The organism is Methylacidiphilum caldifontis, from assembly GCF_017310505.1.
GTDB lineage: Bacteria > Verrucomicrobiota > Verrucomicrobiia > Methylacidiphilales > Methylacidiphilaceae > Methylacidiphilum > Methylacidiphilum caldifontis.
Window position 1 is genome coordinate 193,183 of sequence record NZ_CP065957.1, and the last position, 24,519, is coordinate 217,701.

Annotated in this window: 24 protein-coding genes; 14 read left to right on the forward strand and 10 right to left on the reverse strand. The window is 36.8% G+C overall.

Annotation, left to right across the window (positions count from 1 at the left end; translation table 11 throughout):
- Positions 1-11 precede the first annotated feature (11 nt).
- Positions 12-728, forward strand: a complete 717-nt coding sequence (locus tag IT6_RS00930) for a hypothetical protein (RefSeq protein WP_206826919.1) — start codon at positions 12-14, stop codon at positions 726-728.
- Positions 729-742: 14 nt separating this feature from the next.
- Here the strand turns inward: IT6_RS00930 and IT6_RS00935 are convergent, their stop codons facing one another.
- Entirely contained in the window at positions 743-1,411 is a 669-nt protein-coding gene (locus IT6_RS00935; protein ID WP_134440836.1) for a hypothetical protein, read from the reverse strand.
- A 50-nt stretch (positions 1,412-1,461) separates the two neighbouring features.
- On the opposite strand from IT6_RS00935, the gene IT6_RS00940 reads away from it, so the two are divergent.
- The 5 genes from IT6_RS00940 (at position 1,462) to IT6_RS00960 (ending at position 6,802) form a co-directional block, all read left to right on the forward strand.
- The gene (locus tag IT6_RS00940) at positions 1,462-3,591 is read left to right on the forward strand and encodes a type IV secretory system conjugative DNA transfer family protein (RefSeq protein WP_206826929.1); all 2,130 of its coding nucleotides are present in this window, start codon (positions 1,462-1,464) and stop codon (positions 3,589-3,591) included.
- Between the two features lie 15 nt (positions 3,592-3,606).
- Positions 3,607-3,999 (forward strand): hypothetical protein, encoded by a 393-nt coding sequence (locus tag IT6_RS00945; RefSeq protein WP_134440834.1) that lies wholly within the window; start codon positions 3,607-3,609, stop codon positions 3,997-3,999.
- Between the two features lie 41 nt (positions 4,000-4,040).
- Entirely contained in the window at positions 4,041-4,295 is a 255-nt protein-coding gene (locus tag IT6_RS00950; protein WP_206826931.1) for a hypothetical protein, read from the forward strand.
- 8 nt (positions 4,296-4,303) lie between these two features.
- Positions 4,304-4,927 (forward strand): hypothetical protein, encoded by a 624-nt coding sequence (locus IT6_RS00955; protein ID WP_242524259.1) that lies wholly within the window; start codon positions 4,304-4,306, stop codon positions 4,925-4,927.
- A 213-nt stretch (positions 4,928-5,140) separates the two neighbouring features.
- A complete protein-coding gene (locus tag IT6_RS00960) occupies positions 5,141-6,802 on the forward strand; it encodes a flagellar export protein FliJ (protein ID WP_242524260.1) in 1,662 nt (553 codons plus the stop codon).
- Between the two features lie 248 nt (positions 6,803-7,050).
- On the opposite strand, the gene IT6_RS00965 is transcribed toward IT6_RS00960, so the two are convergent.
- Positions 7,051-7,968: an AAA family ATPase gene (locus tag IT6_RS00965; RefSeq protein WP_206826941.1), complete on the reverse strand. Its 918-nt coding sequence runs from the start codon at positions 7,966-7,968 to the stop codon at positions 7,051-7,053.
- Between the two features lie 243 nt (positions 7,969-8,211).
- Between IT6_RS00965 and IT6_RS00970 the strand changes: the two genes are divergently transcribed.
- Both IT6_RS00970 and IT6_RS00975 read left to right on the forward strand, forming a co-directional pair.
- Positions 8,212-9,381, forward strand: a complete 1,170-nt coding sequence (locus tag IT6_RS00970; RefSeq protein ID WP_206826944.1) for a hypothetical protein — start codon at positions 8,212-8,214, stop codon at positions 9,379-9,381.
- Entirely contained in the window at positions 9,371-10,348 is a 978-nt protein-coding gene (locus IT6_RS00975; protein WP_206826946.1) for a sigma factor, read from the forward strand. Before IT6_RS00970 ends, IT6_RS00975 begins: the two co-directional genes overlap by 11 nt.
- Here the strand turns inward: IT6_RS00975 and IT6_RS00980 are convergent.
- A complete protein-coding gene (locus IT6_RS00980; protein ID WP_166792901.1) occupies positions 10,345-10,518 on the reverse strand; it encodes a hypothetical protein in 174 nt (57 codons plus the stop codon). The genes IT6_RS00975 and IT6_RS00980 overlap by 4 nt on opposite strands.
- Before the next feature lie 112 nt (positions 10,519-10,630).
- Between IT6_RS00980 and IT6_RS00985 the strand changes: the two genes are divergently transcribed.
- Positions 10,631-11,509: a hypothetical protein gene (locus tag IT6_RS00985; protein ID WP_242524261.1), complete on the forward strand. Its 879-nt coding sequence runs from the start codon at positions 10,631-10,633 to the stop codon at positions 11,507-11,509.
- On the opposite strand, the gene IT6_RS00990 is transcribed toward IT6_RS00985, so the two are convergent.
- Positions 11,457-11,921 (reverse strand): hypothetical protein, encoded by a 465-nt coding sequence (locus IT6_RS00990; RefSeq protein WP_134440828.1) that lies wholly within the window; start codon positions 11,919-11,921, stop codon positions 11,457-11,459. The two genes, IT6_RS00985 and IT6_RS00990, sit on opposite strands and share 53 nt — an antisense overlap.
- Positions 11,922-11,987: 66 nt before the next feature.
- Between IT6_RS00990 and IT6_RS00995 the strand changes: the two genes are divergently transcribed.
- From IT6_RS00995 to IT6_RS01015, 5 genes are read left to right on the forward strand one after another with little or no spacing between them, the layout of a single operon-like run.
- Complete coding sequence (locus IT6_RS00995) at positions 11,988-12,398, forward strand: hypothetical protein (RefSeq protein ID WP_134440827.1); 411 nt, start codon at positions 11,988-11,990, stop codon at positions 12,396-12,398.
- Positions 12,399-12,439: 41 nt separating this feature from the next.
- Complete coding sequence (locus IT6_RS01000; RefSeq protein ID WP_206826948.1) at positions 12,440-13,081, forward strand: hypothetical protein; 642 nt, start codon at positions 12,440-12,442, stop codon at positions 13,079-13,081.
- Positions 13,078-13,653: a hypothetical protein gene (locus tag IT6_RS01005; RefSeq protein WP_206826950.1), complete on the forward strand. Its 576-nt coding sequence runs from the start codon at positions 13,078-13,080 to the stop codon at positions 13,651-13,653. The genes IT6_RS01000 and IT6_RS01005 overlap by 4 nt, the downstream gene beginning before the upstream one ends.
- On the forward strand, positions 13,607-14,305 hold the full coding sequence (locus IT6_RS01010) for a hypothetical protein (protein WP_206826952.1): 699 nt from the start codon (positions 13,607-13,609) through the stop codon (positions 14,303-14,305). The genes IT6_RS01005 and IT6_RS01010 overlap by 47 nt, the downstream gene beginning before the upstream one ends.
- Position 14,306: 1 nt before the next feature.
- On the forward strand, positions 14,307-14,990 hold the full coding sequence (locus IT6_RS01015) for a hypothetical protein (RefSeq protein WP_134440823.1): 684 nt from the start codon (positions 14,307-14,309) through the stop codon (positions 14,988-14,990).
- A 197-nt stretch (positions 14,991-15,187) separates the two neighbouring features.
- Here IT6_RS01015 and IT6_RS01020 read toward each other — a convergent pair whose 3' ends face one another.
- The 6 genes from IT6_RS01020 to IT6_RS01045 form a co-directional block, all read right to left on the reverse strand.
- Positions 15,188-18,229, reverse strand: coding sequence for a DEAD/DEAH box helicase family protein (locus tag IT6_RS01020; RefSeq protein WP_206826962.1), 3,042 nt, complete (start codon positions 18,227-18,229; stop codon positions 15,188-15,190).
- Positions 18,226-21,384 (reverse strand): site-specific DNA-methyltransferase, encoded by a 3,159-nt coding sequence (locus IT6_RS01025; RefSeq protein WP_206826971.1) that lies wholly within the window; start codon positions 21,382-21,384, stop codon positions 18,226-18,228. The genes IT6_RS01020 and IT6_RS01025 overlap by 4 nt, the downstream gene beginning before the upstream one ends.
- 241 nt (positions 21,385-21,625) lie before the next feature.
- Positions 21,626-21,943 carry a zinc ribbon domain-containing protein gene (locus tag IT6_RS10560; RefSeq protein WP_390881560.1) on the reverse strand — a complete coding sequence of 106 codons (318 nt, stop codon included), beginning with the start codon at positions 21,941-21,943 and terminating at the stop codon, positions 21,626-21,628.
- On the reverse strand, positions 21,906-22,379 hold the full coding sequence (locus IT6_RS01035) for a c-type cytochrome (RefSeq protein ID WP_134440820.1): 474 nt from the start codon (positions 22,377-22,379) through the stop codon (positions 21,906-21,908). Before IT6_RS01035 ends, IT6_RS10560 begins: the two co-directional genes overlap by 38 nt.
- 127 nt (positions 22,380-22,506) lie before the next feature.
- Positions 22,507-23,148 (reverse strand): pyridoxamine 5'-phosphate oxidase, encoded by a 642-nt coding sequence (gene pdxH / locus IT6_RS01040; RefSeq protein ID WP_206826975.1) that lies wholly within the window; start codon positions 23,146-23,148, stop codon positions 22,507-22,509.
- A gap of 90 nt (positions 23,149-23,238) precedes the next feature.
- Positions 23,239-24,519 carry an RNA-guided endonuclease InsQ/TnpB family protein gene (locus IT6_RS01045; RefSeq protein WP_206826977.1) on the reverse strand — a complete coding sequence of 427 codons (1,281 nt, stop codon included), beginning with the start codon at positions 24,517-24,519 and terminating at the stop codon, positions 23,239-23,241.

The window sequence follows — 24,519 nt, forward strand, 5'->3', positions numbered from 1 at the left end:
ACTTTATTAATATGAATCCTTCAGAAGACACCTCTCATGTTTTAGAATCTTTTCGATTTAAAACCGTTTTCCCCTCTTATTTTGAACCTGGTAAATTTTTACATTTCTTTTTAGCCGAGCCTCGTTTATTTAAAGCAGATGTAATACGTATTCCCAATGATATAATTGAATCTCTTTGTTCTTTTGCTTCCATTTATCCCTCTTTTCCTAGTTTTTTTGGTGTCAGTATGACAGTAGATCGATTAAGTGAAAAAAATCTTCCTTTCTATGGAAGCCTCTCTACCTCATGGCATTATTCTTTTGTGGCTTGTGCCATTATTAATCATGCAGTTATAGAGTCCTGTGGGCATTTTTTACAAAATTATTTTTACTTTAAAAATCATCTCTCAAAAGAGAGCCAGAGCGTTATGGGACATCCTTTTTCACCGATTCTAGGTTGGTGTTATTTCGAAACAACTCAGTTTTGGTTAGAAGATTATGCTCCAATTGTTGGCAAGAGAAACGCTTTTGTGGATAATCCAGCTCTATTTAACAAACATGTTCAAAAGATTCAGGAATTTTTCCTTCCCTATCATCTTTTATTTAATGAAGAAGAAAATCCCTATATTTTTATAAGCGATAATTATTCAACTTTGGACTTCATTGAGTCATTGAATAAGACCCGTAAAGATATTCCTTTTTTGGCTGTTTCATCTGAATCTGAAACAAATTCTTCTCGCTCCTTTTAGTAACAGAGCAACCCTTAACTCTTATATTCTTTTCCAATTCTCCAGAATATCCAAAGGCAGATAAATTGTGATAGAATAGCTAAAAATATTCCCTTTTTCCAAAACAAGGCAATAATTGACATCGCGACACAAAAAAATCCAAAGAAAACTCCTAGGCGTAGAAGTCTAATTTTTGTATTATCGGGTGAAAAAATAATCTTCCTAAGCAATTCTAATAATTCAGGATAAAAAAATTCTCTTTGAACACGGCAAGAAAAATCGATTTTATGCGCCAACGACCGAACTTTTTGAAATTCGTCTTCATTAACCACGATAAAATTCATAATGAGTTTCTGATCTGAAAAGATCGATCCTCGAATAGCTCTTAAAAATCCCGTCCCAATAAGATTTCGGTATAATCCAACCATGAGAATTTTTGAAGGAGAGTCCGCTCGTATTGTTTTTGAGAGAAGAGCGGCAGCAAACTGTTCAAAATTTTCATATCCATAATTATTCCAGGCATTTTCGCGTAAAAGAAACCATTCCCCTGTCTCTGATTCCTGACTATAAACAACTGATCCATCGGGCCATCGATCAGGCCAAAATTCCTCATAGGCTTTTATCCAGAAACCTTCAATAAGATTCTGAGAGACTGCAATAGCCCATTTTCTTATTGGTTCAGGCCAACCTGTTTCATAGTTCATAAACTAAATATAGGGCTTATAAAAAGAACCAACCTATTAATACAAATGAAGTGAAAATCCTTGAACAATTAAAAAAAGCTTTTGTAGGAGGCAACAGTACACAGTATGTAAAACGCAGGTTGACTGTTGCGGAAAAAACCTTTGGATCATATTGGCCTCGAGAACCTATAAGTCTTTCTGATTTTGGAAAATTGTATTTTAGAGTTCAAAATGAGCCCCAAAAACTTATCGATGAATCTGGAAATCCACTAACCATTAAAGATCTTTATTCTCATGTTAGCATTTTAGGTGGATCTGGTGCGGGGAAAACAAGATTTGTTCTAACTCAATTTTTGGAGAGCATTTTCAGGGCTACTGATATTAAAAATCATGAGCTAAGAGAAGAGTTAAAATTTGCTGGTTTTATAATGGATGGGAAAAGCGAGCTCACCGAGATGGTCAAATGGCTAGCACGAAAATATGATAGAGAAAATGATGTTCTTTATTTTGGTCCCGACCATGATCTTGCAATTGATCCGCTTAATGATCCAGATTCTCTTCCTTCCGAACTTGCAGATTTAATGATTACTTTAAAGCAGGCCATAGACGATGGAAGAACAAGTCAAGATCCATTTTGGGATGCTGCTGGAAGAAAACTGTTTGATTCGATTTTTCAACTGCACAGGGAATTAGTTTTAGCTGCACAAAATAAAATTATAGAGCAACCTCCACCTCCACTCTCCTTTCCTTTACTCAACCTTCTTGTTATGGATAGAGGGCTGCCTGCAAACCAAAATCAAATAACATCAGCAGAAGCAGCCCTTAAAGAATATAAGGAGAAAATCGCTAATGGATTAGAAAAAACAAATCGTCTCGTAAATCGAATAGAAAATCTTCTCAACGGATGGAAAAAACAGATCAAAGAAATCTATGCAGCGAATAAAAACCCGACAGAATCTGAAAGTGAAGAAGAGAGGGAACAAAGGCTATTAAAAAAAATCGAGGCAGAACAAATTTTAAAATGCTTAAATGGGGAGCAAAGGTCCAAAGCCCAATTTGGTTCTTCAAGCTTACTTTCTCTTTTAGATGGATTACGCTCTTTTCATAGCGCTTTTTTTGCTTATTCTCAAAACGACCAATTTTATGACAATTTTTTTGTTGTTTGTTCCGAAGTCACAACGCGGCTTAAAAAACTTTTAAAATCCTTTAAGTCAGGTGTTCATCCTCATTTAGAACTTTGGGAAAACTGTCTTTGCCTTATCGATGAGATAGATCAACTCTTAATCATGTTCAATGTCACAAGGAGTCTTGAGATACCTTCCCCTGAATATGGTCCACTTCAGAAATGGCTAGCTATGTATGAGAAAGTACTTCATCATTATGGAAAGGATCCCTATTCAGATAAAATCTATCTCTATTTTAAGGGAGAATATCTGAATATTGCCAACGAAAGAACTTCAGGTTCCATTGGTATGACGGTATCTGTCCTTACTTCTCTGCTGACTCAGCCTCCTTTTGACCGTATGGTCAGCCCCCAAGGAAGTTTAAAATTTAGTGAGTTGATAGATAAGGGAAAAATTTTGGTTCTCGATATGAATTTTTCTCGTTGGAGAAATTCTGCCAAAGTCGCTAGCATTCTTTTAAAACTTGACTTTTTCCGTTCTGTACTTTCGAGAAAGCAACTTAAAACAGGTGATAGATTGATTAATCAGAAAAGGCCAATCATTTATCTTTGCGATGAATTTGCTACGGTTGTTACAACAGGAGATTGGACGGGAGAAAGAGGGTTTTTTGATAAAGCAAGAGAATACCAATGTGGGTGTATTATCGCTTTTCAGTCTTTGGCTTTGTTAGAATCGCGAATGACGAAATCTGAAATTGAGTCGATTCTGACCAATACCGCAACAATCATATTTCTAAGAAATAACCATTTAGAAACAAACGATTATGCTTCAAGACTTTTTGGTGAAATTGAAAGAAGTGATGGCTATCTTTACCGAGGAACCCAAGAACTTCTGTTTGATTTATCCAAACCGATCGCTCATCAAGATTTTCAAATCCAGTTTCGTAAAGAACCCCTTTATCCTTCCCACGTATTTACTCGCTTAAAAGATGGTGAAGCGATTGTAAAATTGCATCCTCGATTTGGGAAAAAGAGTATAAAAAGAGTCCAATTTCTGCTTCATCTTATACCCAGATAGAAAGAAAGGAAAGTTATGCTCGATCAACTCTCTAATCCTCAACCATCCGTTCATAATAATAATCTCCATATTATCGGTTTACTTATGCTTTGTATAATTAGCGGGGTGCTGACGGTTATGGGTGATCACCTATTGTTTTCAACAGATAAACTTAATTTCTGGGAACTGCTTGAGACATTTCCGATTGCTCTTTTCTATCTTTTCCTTCATTCTCGGAAAGAAGCCGATCTTTTGGTTTTTCTTTTTGACGTTGCCCTTTTTTCGTTTCTTTTTCTTGGATTATCCCATCTTTACTCTCGATATATCGGTACTCCCAAAAGAATATGGGCTATGGTCAAAGAAGGGGAATTCCAAGCCGAGCTTAAACAGCGATTTACCGATTTTATAAGATCAAAAAAGGGGATGTAATAAACGCTCACTCTTTTTTTATATCGTTACACTATTTTAATATGAATATTAAAAAAGATTATAAAAAAGATGCTGCTCCTCTCCTTTTTAGCTACGTCTCTTTTCCTCTTTTACTCTCTTTAATCTTTTTAAGAAATAAAACAACTGCTGATGTCGTTCATTTTATAGTCCAGGGATTTTTTTCTTTAGGAAATCAAGCCTTAAATCATGCAGGAAGCTATTTAGATATGATTATCCAGGATATTTCTACCATGCTTGAGAAGGGATTCATTGAAATTGGAGGAAATGGAAAATGAACAAAAAGATGATCTACCATTTAAAAGATAATGATACTTTAAGAACAGAAGAAAAAGAAGAAAAAGATCTTTCAAAGATCGTATTTCCAGAGGATCTGAGTCTAAACCATAATGATTATGGCCCTGAAGATCAGTCCTTTTCTCTTTCTTATAGGTCTCTTCTTTTTGAAGCCTATTTTTATCAAAGACTAGGAAAAGATCTACCTCGAAGTGCTGATAATGAACCTGCTTTCCCAGCTATTATTGTTGAAAGAGATTTTTTTCTTAGCCTTATCGAGGGAGACTACCCCTTATGGGCTCAAATGTATGATGAAGCACCTGAGGCCTGGGAAGAGTGGTTTGTAATCGATAATCCCAAGAAACCTGGTTCGATTATGTTATCTATGCCTATTGAAGAGAAAGAGATAGGAATCCATTCTATAAAATTTATTCAGAAATGTGATCATCCTTTAAAAGAAGAGCTATTGGATTGTTGTAAAAAATTACAAGAAAGCTGTGTACTGCTTCATTCGAGTTGGGAAAAAAGGGATTTTCGATTTGTTAGTTTTGAAAGATTACCCAAAGATTTTACCAACAAAAGATTCAGGTTAGAAGCGATAAAAAAACAGTATTCAACTTATAAAAATCCATGAAAAAAAACAAAACAAGAAATATTTCTAAAACCTTTTTTTTTAGTACTGTTCTTTTCCTTTATTAGCTCGTTATCAACCAGTATTGAACAGCCTTCTACTCCTATTATTCCTCCTAGTCAAAATTATCCTCAAGCTCCAGGGGCTCCTGGAGTAGGTCCTGGTGGAGGTTATCCTGCAAATATAACTGGGTTTTCAGGCAGTGCAGCTGAAGCGATGAATTACATTGTGAACAGGCTGCACGACATCCAAGATATTGTCAGAGACAACGATGAGCACATCCAACATATTGATCAGATGATTTCTGGTACTAAGCAGATAAGCCAGCAGTTGGCTTCTATTAATTCTATTACAGCCTATGGAAATGCTGTTGCTCAAGTCCATATTCCACAAAGTCCTTATGATAACAACTCTAGTTCTTTGGGCTCCTCTTCTCTTTTCCCTTCATTAGGGCAAAATCAGCCTTTCGCTTTAAATACCGCGCTTACACAACTTCCTTACGGTCTTCAGTTTGATGGGAATCAATTTAACGGAATGGGATTAGGATATGTAGGAAACATAATGGGTTTATCGGGCCTTCCTATTGGTTTAGATGCGTATCCCCCATTTATGCTCATTTCTCTTAATCCTCAACAATTTGCTATTGCATCCTCTCTTGCACAACCTTTCATGGCATCTAGTGGTAATTGGGGTCCTCTAGCGGGAGGATTAGGGCTTATGGCGATGAATTTCTTTCCCATGTATATGGCTTCAAATCCTCTGTTTAATAACATTGGGGGTCTGTCGAATTTAGCTGGACCGTTGAGTTGGGCAACTCTTGGCGCACAAAATTTTTTTCCAAATAATCTTAATGCACAAGTTCCCTTAGGTTCTCTGTTGCCTGCTATTCTGGGACAAGCCATGATTATTGGGTCTAATGCCTTGGTTCGACCATCGACTCTCAGCGATCCTCTCTACCAATCTGTGATGTGGACTGGCAATGCTTTGCAGCAACTCCTTTTCTGGATAAACAGTGGCTCTTTACGCAATGGTTTTTATAGTCCTATTAATGGATATAATTATTCTAATGCCTATGGATTAAGCCCTAATCTTTCTGATATCTATACGGCTGGGGCGTTTGGAGCTGTAGAAGATTATTTGATAAAGTCCAACCAAAGAAGTAAATCTAACTTCTTGTTTTCCTTTGTTCAAAATCATGCACAAGAAATTGTGCAATGCTCGTTGAGAGCAAAACCAACTGAACCGGTTATACCTCTTGAAAGGTCGGACAAGGCTGTTTTCCCCTACTCCTCCCTATTGTCTTTTAATAATAAAGACTTCACTTCAGAAAAGAAGACTTTATGTGAAGTAGGACATCAAAGGGAGGAAATAAAAATTATTCCTGTTCAATTTACTTCTCCAAGTTGGGGTTCGGGAACTTTAGTGACAGGGATAAGTCCTCAGTCCTATCAATCCTATATGCTTTTAATACAGGCAAATACGCTAAGAATACAGCAAAATGTCGCTATAGAAAGGCTGGATGCTCAATTATATCAAGATACACTGAATGTTATTCAACAATTAAATCAACTGGAAGCTAATCTTAAATCCTTAAGGATGCAATGTCAGCAAAATTATCTCTTAGCCATACCCCAAATATCCCAGCTTGAAATAACGGTGGTCAACCAGATCAGTAATCAACAACAATATTTAGAAAGATTAAAAAATAACATAGAAAATTATAGGCAGACTCGTTATCAGCTTCTGCTCGAAAGACTTCATATTATCGAGATGATGAAAGAAAAAGCAGCATTAGAAGCAGGACAGGCCGCCTCACATTATTTGAATGAAATACAGAGTCAACTGCCTTCTACGGCTCAAGCAGAGACGAATATGTAATGTTGAGATTTAGGTTAAATTCTGGAGAGGTGAACGAAAAAGAGTAATTATAAAGACCAACACAAAGCGTTGTTTGTTAGAATCACGTCTTGCTTGCTCTAGTTGTTATAGTTTTGATTTTTATTCTTCAATGAAAAGAAAAAATGAGAAAAAGAATAATTTTTCTCTATGATTTTCTGCCAGCAATATTTTCGTAGATTGAAGAAAAAACATGCTCTAACAAATTCTTTTAAAAGATCACTTTTTATTTATCTTCCATTAGAACAGATTTTTGGATGTTTTTGAGTCATAATTTCTGCCAGTTCACTTCTGACTTCTGCAGCCATCGACATCGGATTTTGCTCGAGATATTTCCGATCTTGAGGCAACGGTAAAATGCCTGCAATCAAGAATTGGCTCCATTCTAAAAGAGACATTTGCTGATTACGGATGCGCCAACAATCGCTGATGAGTCGAACGATTTCTGGGGGTGAAGGCTTTTTTTTTACACCTGGATGTCTGCGCAACTGGTTTGCTGTTTCAATAAAAATTGTACATAATTTTTTTGTCACCCAGGGATTGTACTTCATAATCAGTTTTATTTCATTTTCTACAGATGGCCAATTCATGTATATGACACGACATCTCCTGAGCAAGGCTTCTGTAGCATCCCGCAGATCATTTTTTGTAATAACGATGAGAAGATTATTGTTATTCGCTTTTAATTCCCCTCCTAATTGAGGAACAAAAATTTGAGATTCGTTTATGAAATCGAGAAGAAAACTATCAACGGAAACATCTGCTTTATCTAATTCATTAAGAATAAGAACAGTTTTATTTTCTTGAGAAGAAGAAACGGCTAGAGGAATAATCCCAGCTAAGATGCTACCATCTATGGCCTTGTCTCGAAGAAGTTCTTCTTTTCCGCAACCAGGAAAGAATTGAAATAAAAGCAGTCTTGCACTCAGGGCCTTGGCAACCGCTTTGCCTAAAAAGGTTTTACCGACCCCAGGCGGACCATCTAGCAAAACTGCTGAAAGTTCAGTCCCCTCTCCCATCGAATGAACAGCACATTCTACTACCCTTTTTGCAGCGATATCTGTTACGATATAACCCTCAGGAAAGATCAGGCTAGGAGCAAAATCTTTCATATCTGAAGAATAAACTAAATCTGTTCTTTTTTTCATATCGACCTATTAAATAGATAATGAAACCGATACGTTTCAATTATGTTGCATTTAAGACTGTTCAAGAATGTTTTCCTATTTATCAACCCGAGTTTCATCAACTTGAACGAATAAAAAACCCTACTCAGTATTTTCTACATACTTCAGGCAAATCACATGATACGAAAGACATAAATAAGCATGCTCAAAACCTTTCTCTTCCATCAAAAATTCCAAATGAAAGGGAAAGATAAAAGTAATGATATGATTGAATTTAACGGCTTTGCTCTTTTAGGCAGAAATGAAATTCAGCTTATAACTCGAAATGATCAAGAAAACTATTTTTGGCTTCCTTTACACTCCCTGAATTACGAAGAGATTGAAAAAATGAGGAAAGCCATTCAAAAGAATAATTGTCCGAATTATAATAAAATAATAACTGCTTTAAAGAAACGGCTTTCAGCCGATACTCTTTATGAAGTTAAAGAAAAAGCTCTTCTTTTTTCCATGCTTGCTGATGTTTGTACAGACGACAAATGGGAACAAAAACTTATTTTTATTGATCGCCAGGGAAAAAACGATTCTGCCATAAAAGAAAACTTTCTTCAAAAAAGCACCGAAGAGATCCTTTTTTTGGATAAGGAAAAGTTGGATTGGATAAAAAAATTTTCCACTCAACTGCAACATTTTTTTGATAGGCAAGAAAGAAAGCAACTTAGTTCTCTTTTCCAGTCTCTCAGCGAGCTTTACTATGAAAAGTATGAAAAGCAGCTTAAATATTCAAATTTATTATCATTTCCTGGATCTTTTAACAAACTTCCAAAAGATAAAAATAATCCGTGGATTGCAAAAGGATACTACAAGGTTAAAACCGATCCAAGGGGTAGGATAATAGCGAATTGGAAAGGAGAAATTCTTCTCGAGTATGTTCAGCCAGTTAAACCCTTAGACATAAGCAATTTTTTTCTAAAACTGATTAATCCTAGAAAAAAGAAAACTGAAATATCTCAACAGACTCAGAAATTTTTTAATGCCATGGATCTGTTTTGTGGCGAGATTGTGGGGGGGATAAACAATTTTTTTGAAAACTATTTTACAGCTGTATCTCATAAAGAAATCAAAGATCCCTATGCAAAAGCTTTTGCTCTGTTTTATTGGTCTTTGAAAGATTTTTTGGAATCACGAACGGGTAATTATTCTTCAAACAAAGACTTAATTTTCGATTATAGATTAAAAAGAATATTGCATCTTCTCGCCTTAAAAGAAAAACTTTCCTCTTTTGAGTTAGAAATGAATGAAATTGAAATGAAAGAAAACGAGAAGATAAAAGACCTTTTTCAAAAAGGGATTATTGTAAAAGAGCCTCTTTGTTCTACCCATTTTTGTCATTCTCAACAAAGCGATAGTAAAAGGAAAAAAGATTATGAAAAGTAATTGTTCAGAGATTAATGAAACAGAGTGGTGGAAAGAATCGATAAAAAAGTTTCAACAAGCTCTCCATGAAGAAAAACTTGCTTTGTTAGAAATTCCTTCAATAAAAAAGATTCTCATTGAAAGAATTATCCATCTCCATGAACCTTCTAAACAAAAAAGAATAAGTGCTATAGAAGTTGTTTTTCTTGTTTCATTAATTCTTTCTAGAAAAAAGAATAATGCTCAAAAAATTTTATCAACTTTAGATAAACTTCGATTAAATATATTGTGGTGGAATAGATTAAGAGAAGAAGCAGAAAAAGATAAGGGGGATCAAGCAAAAATATGGAGAAATAAAAGATTGAACCTTGCTCAGGTTACCGATCCTTTAATCATTAAGGGTGTGGAATTAGTTAACAAGGTAGTAAAAACGAAAAACTTAAATATAAAAGAGGCTGTATTTAGTGATGGACTCGTTGGATTTTACAGAGCCTTAGAAAAATATAATCCTTCTTTATCCCATCCTTTTCCCCCTTATGCTTTATACTGGATCAAAAATGAAATTTCTTCTGAAGCCCACAAATCAAAAACTGTTCAGATCAGTTCTTATCAAAAGAAAAAAAACGCACAGTTCCAAGAAGAATTTACTCAAAGATATTCTGAAAATAATCTTACATTAATGAGCTTAGACTCCCCCATAAATGACGCTGGAGATCCCTTTCATGAAGTTATTCCTAGTCAAAAAACTATTCCTTTACCCTCTGATAATGAAGATCTTAAAAAAGAATGGTTGCAAATTATGGATAGAGTCCCAATGGATTTTAGGCCTGTTTTAGCTTTAAGATATTATTATCCTATATGGGAGGTGCGATCCGATCAGTATTTTTTAGGGAGTGAGGTTTTTCATTGTCGCCAGACTCTCTCTTTCAAAAGAATTTTAATTGGGATAAATAAAAACTCTCCAAAAGCTAAAGACATCCAGGATTAATGAAATAATCGACCAATCCAATGAACAACTTCTTCCATAGCGTTGCCTATAATCTGCCATCCATTTCTGCACCAGCCTCTAAGTGGTTCTGGACAAAACCGGTCAATAGCAATAGCAGCGAGCAATGTGATCATGCCATCAAAAAGAAACTGTCCGATTTTTCCTCTCATGAACCTTTCATACTCCTTAGCAGATTATTTCTTTTGATTTTTAAATTAGTTGTAATCTGAAAAGAGCCTATAAAAGCCTTTTTTAAAAAAAATTTCAATAAGGAAAATTAAGATGGATCTTTTTTATTCTCTCCTTATTTATGGATTGCTTCTTTATTTTTTTAAGATTCCTGCACCAAAGCTTCAAGCATTAGAATATCCTTTGAATATACTTTATGGTTTAACTTTTCTTCCCCTATGGCTTCATAGCCTTTTGGCTCAGAGCTCAAAGAAAAAAGCCCTTTATATTTTTTTATGGATAACAGTCATTGTCATTATGGGTAAATTTAGCATTTTTTATTCCCATTATTCCTATTGCTATTATCTTGAGGCTTGTGGCTGTATCTTGTCTAACACTTCTCTTTTATTTTACATTCTATATCTAGGATTTTTATCTTCTTCCCCAATATCTTCAAAAGAAGAAAAAAAGAAAAACACTGACGAGATCCTTTATAATGAGCTTCTTGTAGTTTTAAAAGAAGATCCAGGGTTTTTATCCATTCCAGGGATTTCTTTTCAATCGGTTAGAAATCTACTTAGAGGAGTTTATGTGATTCCTAAGGAATCTTTCCCTTTTTTAACCAGAGATAACGTTGAACAATGGTGCCCCTGGTATGATGAATCAAAAATCATCGAAAAGAGTCTTAAGAGCCTTCAACAAGAACTCAAAGAACTTAAAGGAACGCTTTTAGTGTTTTCGGAAGAAAATCAGCGAGCGATAGCAAAAATTGAAAGACTTCAAGTTCGATGCGCAGAACTTGAAAAAACAAGGGATCAACTTCTTAAAGACATCCAAAAAATGCGTTCTGAGAGTCGACTCCAACATGTCTCAGATTTGCACAGACTGACTAATGAAGAACTTGAAAAAACAAAAGATAGCCGTATCCGGGAGATAAAAATTATCGATCAGATACTTTCCTTAAGACAATCCGCCGCTCAAGAAAATCATTAATCGTTTTGTGTATTTTAAATTTGAGGCGTTTTATACCTACAGGATCAACTTTTTCCCAACGGCATTGGCTCAATAGATCTAACACGCTTACCCTAAAAAGCCCCAAAGCTACAAAAGGAAAAATGATTCGTAACAGCCCTCTTAGTAGTGCCCACCTTAGGTTAGTTTTTTCATGCACAATTTTTAATCCCATTATCCGATGAAAAGGCCGACTTTTGATCCTCAATTCCCAGAAGACACACCAAGAAAAATACAGGAGAGGAAATACTATTAAAAGAGTCAATTTGTCGAAAACTTTAGCACAGAGGCTAAAAAGAAATGTCCATTCAAAACCACTGATCAATCCCCTTTCAATGAGAGTAGGCCTTTTTTTAGAGATTAATTTTTGTGAAAGCTTTCGACTTCTGTTCAAATCAAATATCTCCCCTTTTTTAATTAGTCTTTGGGCTAGTTTTTTTGTGATTGTCCTAATTATAAAATGATGGGAAACATCGATATTTCTGTATTAAGAATACTGAACAATTTTTTCTTACTTTTTTGCTTAAGTAGCTGTTCTATTCATCCTTCGCTGTCTGGCCGTTTTCCTGTAAACCTTGATTGCCAGAAAATTGATTATCTTATCTCTGCATCTCAACTCAAAGTAAAACCCTCGAAAGAAGGATTTGTCCTGATAAGTCCTTTGATCTATGGGAAAAAGATACTTTTGCCTACCGGGACGATATTCCATGCCCAGAGAGTATTTCCACAAGCATTGCCTCCAAGATATGCCGTTGATGCTCTTAGATTGAATGCTAAATCTCCTTTTGTCCCTGCCACAGGAGTAGTCTTTTATTCCGAAGGAGAATATTGGCTAACGTTAAGTAATCTTTATTTACCAAAAAAAAGTTAATCAATGTTAAACCCGATCAGCTCACTTGAGCATATAGTATTATGAAATCCAAAGAAGATTCAATCCGATCTGAACAGAAAAACCATCCTTGTCTATCTTCGCTTTTTTTTCTCCATCTCCATTCGAATAACAAAAAAGACAAGACGGCGAGTCAAACTCCTATTTTCCTTATCGATACTGAAAAACTATTCTCCCAGTTCTTTTTTTTCTTTCTAATTATCATTATTTTTATCCGCTTTTTTCAATTTCTATCCCTTTTGCACCATTATCCATGGAAAGTGGATTTTAAGAAGTTCGAAAAAATTAAGTTTGAAAAAAATGAAATAACTAGCCTTCTTCAGTGGAACGATCTTTTCCTTGATAAGATCCTCAATAAGATCCATCCGAAAAGTTTTGTTGCCTCTATCTGTTTTTCATCTGTACCCGGTATTCAGGTTGAGCAGTTTTATCTTGAATTTCCTGAAGCATGTCCCCGGGCAAAGTGCACTTTAAAAGTCAAAGCGGAAGATCCAGGGGGCATTGAAGCATTGGGTTTTTACACCGCTTATGCTTCGCTGGCATTTGAGAAGAGTACAGGCAAAAAGCTCAAGTTTGAGTTTAGCAACGTTCTCTTACCCAAAGAAAAAGGAAACCTGATAAATGCTGTGTTACTCTGTTTACCATTAAAAGAAGATTTCCAATGAAAATAGGAATTATCAAGTTATTCTTTTTGGGTTTGTCGCTTATGGGGAGCTGGATTTTTTCGGGAATACTCCTCGATTATGCCCAGTCCATCGTCAACAAAAGGCAAGCCATGGAAACAGAATATGAAGCTTCAAAACGATATGTAGAACAATTTTCTACCCAAGCAAAACGAATCAGTGAATTGAAAAGGGACTATGATACACGTAAAAAACAAAATACCGAAACCATTCTCATAGACGTTTTATCTCGTTTCCAAAGGAAAAGAAATGACTTTAGACTAGTCAGCATTTTTCAAAGTCCTTTGGGCATTGGATTAAAAGCTGAAGCCAGATCAGCAGCGGTTGTGGATTTTTTAGATTTCTGTGAACAAGAGATGCCCGATTTTTCTTTTCAATCCATTTCATTAACTGCTCCAAGCATAGATACACGAACAGGTGCTCTACTTTGCGAATTTATTTTTAGACGCAACGACTTTGAAGCATCTTCACATCAAACTGGATCCTTAACTGCAGGAGAAAAAAAAGATGAAAAAATCCAACTTCTATCTCCCTCTCCATCTCTTAAAAAATAAGCCTACTGAAAATCAAAATTATTCTGGAAACATTCCGAAAGTCATCCTTTCTTTTTTTTATTCCCATCCTCTTTTTATTTTAATGTTCTTAGGAGGATTTCTTCTTTTGCTCTTAAAGATAAATGAAGGGCAACTCTCTGAATCGTCTAATCAAGTACAGGTAAAGCTCACCGACTTCGAGCTAATCAGTTCAACCGATAAGGATGGAAGTATTGGCTATGGAATATTAGGTTCTAAATCACCTCATTTAGTTCCGAAACCCGTGCCTTTGCCTGCAAATGGTATCGATGCTTTTGGGCTTCCTGTTCAAGGAACATTTTTGATTGGTTCATCGTTTGAAGACCAAAATAGTTCCCTCTCGGATCTAGCTTCTTCTATTCCCATTCAGGGATTTATGGAAGGAAAAGAGGTTATTATTGGCAACCGTGTTTTTCATCCCGGGGATGTTTTTTTGTTAAGAACGCCAGCCCAGCTTCAAAAAATTAAAGTTATCGCTATCGAATGTGACGCTCTTATTCTTCAAGACCAGGCAGGAACCGAAATAAGGGTTCCTTGGCCTAGAGTGATACTAGATGAATATGGCGTATATGGAGAAATCCAAATTAATCATCATAGCAAGGGACAGAGCATAGAAAACCCTATTAATCGGTAAGATGAAAAGAAAAGTGCTTTTTATTTTAGCTTTCTCTTGCCTTCTATGTTTATGCCTTGCTCAAAATCAACAGGATTTTTCTTCTAGCTTCAATGAAGAAGATATTGGAGTTGAATTTAAAAAAAACGAACTCACGCCTCAAGTCCCTTTTGAACATCCATTTGAAGAGGATAAACCATACGTTATTTTTGATATGAGCCTTAACGACTTTCTTAGGGCTATGGCTCAGAGGGCAAAATTCAATTATGTTTCTAAAAAATTGATACAAGGAAGGGTCAGTGCTGTATTTTATGCTACTGATCCTGTCATTATGGCCAAAACGGCAACAAAAACCAATGGTTATAGGCTTCTTGTCAAAGATAAATCGTTTGTAGTTCAAAAAGAAGAAAAAGAAGAAAAAGGAAAGAAGTATTCTAAAAATTCAATTCCTTTGTCTAGAAAGGAACGAGAGCAATTTGAGGAGATTCTTGCACGGGGACAAGAACCTGCTTATGGAGTTTTTAGATACCGGGCTAAGTTAAAACCAAATGGATATAATCGTTCCAATCACCCCATAAAATCTGAAAAAATAAAGGTTATGAAAAATCAAGGATCTAAGGCTCAAGCAAAAAAAAAGCTATTTCCATCCTCTAAAACAAATAACAACATTGGAAAAGAGCTAAAAAAAGATCATAAATCTAGATGAAATCTGTAACAAAAGTTCAGTTTTGATTATTTGTTCTCTAATTTTTTTGTTCAATCTTTTGAAATTCTTTTCATAAAATCCACCTTGGTGACTATTCCAAACTCGTTGTCTAGTTGATTCCAGAGCAATTCAAGACTCTTTAAGCTTTGCAATAAGTAAATTATATATCGAGAGAGCTAATTATTATACAGTGATGTTTACGCCATTTTCAAACAGGTAAACAACTTTTCACACCAGCTATTATCATCCAAGAATAAGAGATGGTTATTTTCATATTCTTTTTGAGTCGGCGGGTTGTTTCTTCCTTTAACCAATTCATCATAGGAAGTGACAGAGAGTATAAATGATTCCAATTGAATATTGCTATTTTTAAGCCCCTTTTCTATATCCTTAATTTCTTTTGAAAACTGTATTTTTTCATCGTGTAATCCCTTGCTGTGAATTAATCCCTTTGGGTCTATAAAGACGATTGTTTGTTTATTATTCTCTTTTACCCACATAATAAAATCTGGATAAAATTTTGCCCACTGCAGTTGAAAACCCACGCCAGAGAATGGGTAATTTCTAAGAAGATATATCTCAACACCCATGTATTTGTCTTGGTTATTATTCCAATATTCCCTCAAACCTTTTACAAACTTATACTCACTGTCCACCAATCCTACTGGAGAAATTTTGTCTATGTTCTTGTTCTGAAGCAATATGGGCACATAGAGGAGGCGATCAAAATAGATCCTTGGCAGAAGTTTATCATCGTCATTAAACAGTTCTATTAAATCCTTGGCCAGTTTTTTTATACCCGTAATCAGATCATTTTTTCTTTTAGTTTTATCTATTTGTATTGTATAGCCATACTCTTTCTCAAGAGCAGACAAAGGCGATTGTGTTCCAATAGTAGTGTAATATAGGTTTTCTGTCTCAAAGCGCTTAGCATGGTTTTCATAGAACAAGTCCAGATACTTTTTTATAACCAAAAGAGCAATCTCTTCGACACGTAGCAAATCCTCCTTCCTTTTGATATCAAAAATATCTGGAAGCCCTATTACTTTGAACCTATTTGATAAAAGTAATCTTTTTAGTCCGTTTCTATCCAAAACCAAATTCCAGTAACCTTTGGCAACTTTAATTTCACAAACCTCCTGCCATATCCTATCCCAATCAAGTATATCCATTTTATCAGCTGGAAATTTCGAGCTCTGAACATTTTCTTTTATCTTCTCTTTTGTAATTTTCCCTTCCTTTCTCTCTGATGATAAATATACTGAGGCTTTTGGAAGAGGATCAATTGAGAAGCGAATTTTATCGTCAATATCGAACTTTAGAACTTTTTCCTCCTCAAACTTTTTGTTCTTATCTTTGGATAATATGTAAAGTGTTCTCCACCTATTTTCATGCAAAGGCTCTATAGGTATTTGAATAGTCTCAAATTCTACATCTTCCCTCCGTATTGCCTCTAAAAATTTACTCAGATAATCAGCTTTAATGCCATAAATGTTGAGCGTCTCTAATGGGTGGATTTCGTTTCTCTTGCTTCTCTTAAGAGACATTCCTTTACCTTTTAATCTTATTCCTCTTCCAAACAACTGAATAATCTGAGGTCCATGCCCTGTACCAATATTGAGAAGCCCCATTGAGGAAACACGCCAGCTATCCCATCCTTCAATAAACTTCTTGGCTCCAATGAGTAGATTGATCTTTGAGCCTTCTCTTTTGATATCCTCAAAAAGAGAAGTTGATATTGCATCCTGCTCTATAGAAATTCCATCTTTCTCTAGCTGCTTCTTAAACCCAGAGACATCACCGATATTTATAACTCCGAAATATTCTTTCTCAGAGATCTTTAACCCAAGTTCTCCCTCGCTATTTTTAAGTTCATATATACATAAACTTCCCCTTCCACAGAAAACCTTGCGATATAAGTCATCAATATTTACTCTTCTGCTTTTGAGGTACGTAAATTTATCGCTAAATACATCCAAGCCTTCTTCATTTTTTAGCTTTGTATTTCCTTGTAAAATATCATTTACGCTCTTCTTAAGCCAATCTTCATATTTGATAGCCTTGTTTATGAGTTCAAGAATCTGAATAACATCTGAATTGCCTTCCTTTCCAGTGACTGTTGTTCCAACAAAAATCCAGAGAGGCCTTTCAATGTTATGCTCTTTAGCTAAATTATTATTTTGCTCATATACCAAGAGCTGCTCATAAAAAGACAAAAGATTTGCTACAAACATTATCTCTTGGAATTCTTGATCCGAGATTTTTGGCTGTCCCACATTTAAAACAGAAAAGTCCTTACCATATCCATCGAGATAAAAGTATTTATAAGAATAGTCAAAAAGGATAGATTTGGCGTATTCACGAAGTGTCTGTTGATTTCTCTCACTTAAAATCTGCCCGAACGTAGCACTGTATTCAAAAACAAAGCCATTTTCGGCAAGCTTATTTCTAATTGCTGCCCACTTTTGCTCTTCTCTTTTACCTTTATGCCCTTCATCTACAAAAATAAGTTTTCTACCCTCAAACGAACTAACCGATAACGTCAGCCCATCCCCCTTCTTTTCCTCGACAAATTTGGTAATCTCTATGACTAGAAGTTGATTATCATTTCTAAAGTCACAGCTGAAACTGCCTGAATAAAGTTGACAAGGAATTCCACTTTTGCGTAATTCTTCGAAGTGCTGTTTTGAAAGCCCTTCATTTGGAGTGATAAGAAGAATACTCTCTGGAGAAAAAATTTTATATCTCAAAAATTGGTAATAGTTGATATGCATTATCAATGTCTTGCCAGAGCCCGTTGCCATCCAAAAAGCAAGTTTGTTTAAATCTTTTTCAGTAAATTCGTCTATGATTTCAATATCCTGCTTTTGTTTATAGCTCTTCAAAAATTCATTCAACTCAGCCAAAAACTCTTTTTTTTTATTCTTCAGATTATCCAAGACAATATCGGTAAAAAGCACTGCTAGGTATTGAAAATATTTTAGAGAAATGAGCTCACGCCTGTATTTGTTTATTGCTTCTACATAGGATTGAATGTTTGAGTTGTATCTAAGAAGATCAGCTTCGGATAGTTTGTCTTTCCTAAGATTATCAAGTAATCGGATAATATTGCCTGCTCCAACAGAAACATCCTTTAACTGCTCTTGCAACTTCTGCTGTAAATCTCTAAAATCATTGATGCCAAGAAGAGAAAAAATGTATTTATTTAATACATGATACTTTTCAATCTCAGTCTTCACTCTATCATTTTCTTAAATTCTGGTTCAATGTAACGAATTTCTACTGTATGTCTTCCAAGTTGAGGAGTTAAAACGCTCTGCCCGTTTATATAGAGAATCTGCGGTGCCCAAGGGTCAAGCTCTTGAATAATAAATTCTTTATCTTTCTTAAAATCATCGTTACTCCAAAAATCATCGTATTCTCTCCAAACAATAGCAACATGTTTCCCTTCTTTCTCGCCACCAATAAACATGTACTTTCTATTATTGTTTTCTCTTGTTTTTATTTTGTTGATCTTTATTCCTAAAAAATAGTTAAAAGTTTCTGGAATATCTATTATTTGTTCTCTTGGTTCACCTACCTCTTGAAGATTGACTTTAAGTTTATAATCAAAAGGTTTCTTTAGATTTTCAATGTTTAGAAGACATGGACTTTCTTTTGTTTCATAATCAAGAAAGTATTTCAAAAGATACTCATCTTTGAAAAGGTCTTCTATTTTTTGATTTTCTATAAGTGCAATGTTATCCAGTGTGTCTTCGTATTGCTCAAGAATGTGGTATTTGAAAAATACTCCGGGTCCATTTGTATCTTGGGGATGTCCATCTTCCCAATTAAAAGAACAAGCTATCTTCTTAATTCTTGGAATAATAACTGTATCAAAGTAATCTGCCATTTCTACAAGAATAAACTTTCTCTTGTTTCCATCTTTTTTATTAAGTTTCATAACAGCGTGAGCTGTTGTACCCGAACCAGCAAAAAAATCTAAAATAATATTTTCTTTATTTGTTTTAACCATGCTTAATAGGAATTCTATAAACTCAACGGGTTTTATTGAGATAATGGGTATCAATTCCATATCTCTAATAAATTTACTTTCGTTATTCATTTCCTTTTCAAAATCATAATAATCGTAATATGAAATTTCTTTTATCGGATTATCTAATGACTTTCTAACATTAATTGGTACTCCTTGATAATATACTGCATTTATTGTTTTTTGACTTGGATTTTTTATATATCTAAAACCAAAACCATCATCGCCTATTCCATATACTTTATAAAGAACGTCATAATTTTTTTCCTTTTCAAAAAAAGGTCTTAAATTTTCCTCATAGAATTTGCCTGTAAATTGTGCGGTTTTGATCTTTCCCCTGATTGATATAGCTTTTGCTATCCAAGGGTCTTTTATATCAGATATTTCTAGAATTTCATACTGACCAGGTAAAAATTCTTCTATTTTATACTTGCCTATGTTAAATACTCTATTAGGCTTAGTTTTTTCAATAATTTTGTATCTGTACTCTTTAAATTCATATTCTATTCTACGAAGTTGAATAGATGGTTTAGTTCCTTTTGAAAGGGATAAGCAATATTCTATTGATTTCTGGAATAACGATTTTTGAGCTAATTGCCGTGATGGCTCCCTCATTTTGACTTTTATAATTTCAATTTCTTTAAATGATGCAGACGTTATAATTCTTAAATTGTTTACTTCATTATCATCAATACTCACAAAAAAAACTCCATTTTCCCTCAACAACTCCCTTGCCACCCCTAGCCTATTTTCCATCATCGAGAGCCAGCTTGAATGTTGATATTTATCTCTATATAAAAAACCATCACTTCCTGTATTATATGGAGGATCAATATAAATCGTCTGAACCTTTTGTTTATACTTCTCTTGAAGTAAATTCAATGCCTGCCAGTTTTCGGATTTTATCAGTAACCCATCGAGCAAATCATCTAAGTTGTCATTCTCAGTAAGCTTCTCAAGAAGTTTTTCTTTGAATTGTTGACTGAAGTATTTTGTATCAATAGGGAGTTTACTTTGCCTTAAATCCCCTTTTTCTTTAGGTATTTCAAAGCCCAAATCGTCCCATTCTTTTTTCTGCTCCGTATTGTCCCATATCTTGTCATAAAATTCCTCGGGTAGCCGGTCCGTCGTAATTACATATTCCGTTTTCAAGACAAACTTCTTTTTCTCCCATAATTTCTTTTGAAAATTTTCAATCTGAGAGAGAAAATCAATTACATTCTGGCCAATTTCCCGCACTACTTTGGCACGGGTTAGGTGCTTATCTAAAAATCTTTCTTTTTCCAGTGTCTCTATGTCCAAAACCTCAGCTTTTATAAAGTAGTCCAGCTGGTCAGAGAGAAATTTCTTTAGGTTTTTGTGGATGAAATAATCCCTTGTGTTTTTAGCAGTAAACCTGTTTAACTGATAAAGAAGAAAAGGGGTTTTATTTTCAATGTTATATTCCTTTCCAAGGACCCCCTTTAATATAACATCTTTAACTTTCTTTAATGTTTCTTCATAAGTTTTCTGGTTGATCTTCTCTTGTTTTACAGTGTTGTTTCCGCTTTCTATCCCATAATCCTTTTCTTCTACTTCAGTAAGCTCTCTATATTGGAAACAGATGATTAAGTTTTTATCTTCAATGATATTATCAAGAATAAAAAACCTTTGCTTTGTGGCTTTGTTGGAAGCAAGCTCTTCTTTGGCTGAAACTATACGGAAGATAACCTTGTAATTATTTGCTTTGAATATGTAATCTCTGAAAAGAAGGCCTGTTTTTGTGTAATACTGCTCTGAATTTGCCCAGTAGAGCTTGATCTCTTCGCCATTATAAGGAATAGCATACTTATGCCCTTTTATTGAATAGCGGTAATGAGGGATAAAATCGCCTTCTTCATAGTATCGGGAGAAAAAGTTATAGAGATCATTGAAAACTTGTAATTTGATTTCGTCGATAGTCTCAGCCTCTTCCTTCTGTGCTTTTACCGAAAGATACTCTCTTCCGATTGGTCTATTCCAAAACGCTTCTTTCAGTTCTCCAGTTGAACTAAACGCATCTTCTCCTAATGCTTGAATGACCCTTTCTTTCAGCTTTTTAAGATTTTGATTTATATTGGTTAATCTTTCATCTTTATGTTTGGCAAAGGCAGTTTCAATTTTCTCTTTAAGGTCCTCATTAATAAACTTCTCAACTTTATCTCGTTTATAATTCAAAATACGATAGATCCCGAAGTCTAAATCCGAAGACTCAAACTGGAAAAGCTTCTTTAGTAAGTTCTGAAACTTCTCAATTGTGCTCATGATGGGTTCTGGGAATTTTCCGTCTCTCAGCAGAAAAAGCTCCATGAAAACCTGTTCCATCTTCTCTGCAAGGATCATGGGCTTTGCGTAGACTGAGGTGTTTAGTCTATACTGCAGTCACAAGCGAAGGAATTGGATCTAATCAACTGAAAAATCGGTTTTTAATAAACGAACACAGCAATTCTGCTGAAAATTCTCGTTTTGCATAGTCCAATCCCTAAGTTGAGCTCCTCCCCCCGCCTGAAGGCGGAAGATTCCTTCCTGACACCAGGGGCCTTGTTGCACCTCTTGGATCGGTCGAACAACCGACTCCCCGGCGCTACACCGGAGAACAGGCGATCCGGGCCAGTCCAGCCCTTAATGTGTTCATCGCTCCCACTGTGTCGGCATGGCCCTCATACCCGCACCTCTTGCAACGGAATGTCGTTTGCCTCGACCGATTCGCTTGGCTTACATGTCCGCATTCCGGCACCGGACAAGTCTGGCTCGTGTACGGGGCCGATACGGTCCCCAGCCACCCCCCCAACCAGTGGAGCTTGTAACCCAAGAACGTGTCAAATGCAATCCAAAGGCTATTTCTTTCTAACGTAAAGCTGGGCTTAAGGCTTAATATCTTCGTCAGGAATGGCATTAACATCCGCTTCACTGAGGGGAGCTGTTCTTGATTTATATTCCTCCCTGGCAGCCTTAACTTGTTCGACAGTTACCGGTGTTCCTTTATTTCCCCAAGATTGCCTTATATAAGTAGCCACTGCAGCAATACGGTCGTCAGATAATATGGCTTTCCAGGGTTGCATAACCCCATTGTATTGGGTGCCATCTACTTTAAAAGGTCCTTGGAGACCATTAAGAATAATAGCCACAACTCTTTTTGATCCTCCATTGACGATTTTCGTTCCAGACAAAGGAGGATACACTCCAGGAACCCCTGTTCCCGTAGGTTGATGGCAAGCCGCACAATTCATATCATAAAATTTTTTCCCTTCTTTCATCGCGTCTTGAGCAAAGAGAGAAGAACTTAAAAAAAGAGAGGCTATACCGAGAAGAACACCTTTGTAAAAATTTTTTTTCATAATAATTAATTTTAAAAATGTTAGAGTACCAATAACTTTCATAGCTAAAACTGAAGAATTATTTATAATAGAAGAACTTAATAGAAAAATTTTTGTCAATCATAAAATAAAATTTCTTTCGATCTTTTTAAGGAGCCAGCCTTTCAATTTTCCATTGGCCATTTGCTTCTTTCGAGTAAAGAAATCGGTCATGAAAGCGATTTTCCCTTCCTTGCCAAAATTCTATTTTTTCGGGCACAAGCCAGTATCCACCCCAGTTTTCAGGCATGGGGACATGCTCCGATTCAAATTGGCCCCGGTTATGATTAAAGAGATCTTCTAGATAAGCCCTTTCTTTAGGAACGGGTTGACTTTGAGGAGAGGTATAGGCGGCTATTTGACTGAGAAAAGGTCTTGTCTGAAAATAATGAAGCGATATTTCAGGACTTGTCTTTTCACATTTTCCACTTACACAAACCTGCCTATAAAGGGTTGGCCAAAAACAAGCAAAAGAGGCTTTAGGGTTTTCTTCTATATGTTTTCCTTTAATACTCAAGTAGTTTGTAAAAAAAAGGAAACCATTTTCATCCACAGCCTTAAGAAGAACATAGCGTACCCGGATTTCTCCTTTAAGATCAGAAGTGGCAAGTGCCACAGCATTAGGTTCGAAATGTTCTGTCTCCAAGGCTTGCTCATACCATTTGACGAATTGCTGGAGAGGATTTGAATCCAATTCTTCAAATTGTAGAGGACGACCAAAATATTCTCTTTTTTTTTCTTTAAGGATCATAGTTTACCATCGAGTTAAAAAATATTGGATTAATGTAACGAAGAACATTGACATCCTCCCCGGCCTGAAGGCCGGAGATTCCTACGGCGCTCAGGGGTGGCATGGTGCCTCTCCTGGGTCGCTTCGGTGGGTTCCTGCTTCCGACCGCCAGCGCGGTTCGATCCACAGGCCATCCGGGCTGACGGCTTGCGCCATCCCGCTGCAAGCGTGCAGCGTGTCCTGCCCTTCGTCCCGCAACATTTGCATCCCGCAAGATAGGATGTTGATTGCACCGACCACATCGGCGTTGTCCTCGAAACCACATTCCACACACGCAAACCGGGCCTGCGTCTGGCGGTTGTCCGCCGAAACGTGTCCGCAGCACGGGCAGGCGCGGCTCGTATTCTGCGGCGGCACGGTGATCAGCCGGCCGCCCCGCCATGCCAGCTTGTAGTCCAGTTGGCGACCGAACTCGAACCAACCTTGATCCAGGATCGACTTGTTCAGGCCGGACATGGCCCAAACGTTTCGGCCTGGAGCCTCGATGGTGCCCGCCGCCGACCCGGACATGTTCCGTACCTGCAGGTCCTCGACGAAGACTACAGCGTGGTTTTTGCTGATCGCGGTCGAGGTCTTATGGAGGAAGTCGCGGCGGACATTGGCGATGCGTGCGTGGATGCGCCCAACTCTTGCTTTTGCCTTCCTCCAGTTGTTGCTGAATCTGACCCTGCGGCTCAATGACTGCTGCGCCTTGCCCAACGCCATCTCATGCCGCCTGAAGCTGTGGAGCGGGGCGTAGAACGTGCCATCCGAAAGCGTAGCGAAGCGGGCGATCCCCATGTCGATGCCAACCGTACCCCCTTGCGGGACGATCTGCTCGACCTCCCGCTCGGCCTGGATGCTCACGTACCACTTACCGCATGACTGGCTTACGGTGACGTTCTTGACTACACCGAGCAGCTCCCGGCTGTTGCGGTAGCGCAGCCAGCCGAGCTTGGGCAGAAAGATGCGGTTGTTGTGCTGCTCCAGCTTGATCTGCTTCGGGTCGGGGTAGCGAAAGCTATCCGACATGCCTTTCTTCCTGAAGCGTGGGAAACCAGCCCACTTGGCAAAGAAGTTGGCGTAGGCTCGCTCCAGGTCTTTGAGGGATTGTTGCAAGGGATGCACCGGAGCGTCCTTGAGCCATGCCGTTTCCGCGCTGTTGCGCCACTCGGTGAGCAGCTTGCACAACCCAGCGTAGCCAAGTTTTTTCTCGCCTCGCTCGTGGCGCTCCTTCTGCAACGCCAGCGCCCTGTTGTAGACGAACCGGCATGAGCCAGCGAAGCGGCACATTTGCCGCTCTTGCTGGCCGTTTGGCATCAATTCGTACTTGAAGGCTTGGCGGATAAGCAT

What these genes read in the sequence shown, in the direction of transcription:
- IT6_RS00930 (WP_206826919.1), top strand. Translation starts at nt 12, where the DNA reads ATGAATCCTTCAGAAGACACCTCTCATGTTTTAGAATCTTTTCGATTT.
- IT6_RS00935 (WP_134440836.1), bottom strand. Translation starts at nt 1,411, where the DNA reads ATGAACTATGAAACAGGTTGGCCTGAACCAATAAGAAAATGGGCTATT.
- IT6_RS00945 (WP_134440834.1), top strand. Translation starts at nt 3,607, where the DNA reads ATGCTCGATCAACTCTCTAATCCTCAACCATCCGTTCATAATAATAAT.
- IT6_RS00950 (WP_206826931.1), top strand. Translation starts at nt 4,041, where the DNA reads ATGAATATTAAAAAAGATTATAAAAAAGATGCTGCTCCTCTCCTTTTT.
- IT6_RS00955 (WP_242524259.1), top strand. Translation starts at nt 4,304, where the DNA reads ATGATCTACCATTTAAAAGATAATGATACTTTAAGAACAGAAGAAAAA.
- IT6_RS00960 (WP_242524260.1), top strand. Translation starts at nt 5,141, where the DNA reads ATGAATTACATTGTGAACAGGCTGCACGACATCCAAGATATTGTCAGA.
- IT6_RS00965 (WP_206826941.1), bottom strand. Translation starts at nt 7,968, where the DNA reads ATGAAAAAAAGAACAGATTTAGTTTATTCTTCAGATATGAAAGATTTT.
- IT6_RS00970 (WP_206826944.1), top strand. Translation starts at nt 8,212, where the DNA reads ATGATTGAATTTAACGGCTTTGCTCTTTTAGGCAGAAATGAAATTCAG.
- IT6_RS00975 (WP_206826946.1), top strand. Translation starts at nt 9,371, where the DNA reads ATGAAAAGTAATTGTTCAGAGATTAATGAAACAGAGTGGTGGAAAGAA.
- IT6_RS00980 (WP_166792901.1), bottom strand. Translation starts at nt 10,518, where the DNA reads ATGAGAGGAAAAATCGGACAGTTTCTTTTTGATGGCATGATCACATTG.
- IT6_RS00985 (WP_242524261.1), top strand. Translation starts at nt 10,631, where the DNA reads ATGGATCTTTTTTATTCTCTCCTTATTTATGGATTGCTTCTTTATTTT.
- IT6_RS00995 (WP_134440827.1), top strand. Translation starts at nt 11,988, where the DNA reads ATGATGGGAAACATCGATATTTCTGTATTAAGAATACTGAACAATTTT.
- IT6_RS01000 (WP_206826948.1), top strand. Translation starts at nt 12,440, where the DNA reads ATGAAATCCAAAGAAGATTCAATCCGATCTGAACAGAAAAACCATCCT.
- IT6_RS01005 (WP_206826950.1), top strand. Translation starts at nt 13,078, where the DNA reads ATGAAAATAGGAATTATCAAGTTATTCTTTTTGGGTTTGTCGCTTATG.
- IT6_RS01010 (WP_206826952.1), top strand. Translation starts at nt 13,607, where the DNA reads ATGAAAAAATCCAACTTCTATCTCCCTCTCCATCTCTTAAAAAATAAG.
- IT6_RS01015 (WP_134440823.1), top strand. Translation starts at nt 14,307, where the DNA reads ATGAAAAGAAAAGTGCTTTTTATTTTAGCTTTCTCTTGCCTTCTATGT.
- IT6_RS01025 (WP_206826971.1), bottom strand. Translation starts at nt 21,384, where the DNA reads ATGATCCTTGCAGAGAAGATGGAACAGGTTTTCATGGAGCTTTTTCTG.
- IT6_RS10560 (WP_390881560.1), bottom strand. Translation starts at nt 21,943, where the DNA reads ATGTTAATGCCATTCCTGACGAAGATATTAAGCCTTAAGCCCAGCTTT.
- IT6_RS01035 (WP_134440820.1), bottom strand. Translation starts at nt 22,379, where the DNA reads ATGAAAAAAAATTTTTACAAAGGTGTTCTTCTCGGTATAGCCTCTCTT.
- pdxH (WP_206826975.1), bottom strand. Translation starts at nt 23,148, where the DNA reads ATGATCCTTAAAGAAAAAAAAAGAGAATATTTTGGTCGTCCTCTACAA.
- IT6_RS01045 (WP_206826977.1), bottom strand. Translation starts at nt 24,519, where the DNA reads ATGCTTATCCGCCAAGCCTTCAAGTACGAATTGATGCCAAACGGCCAG.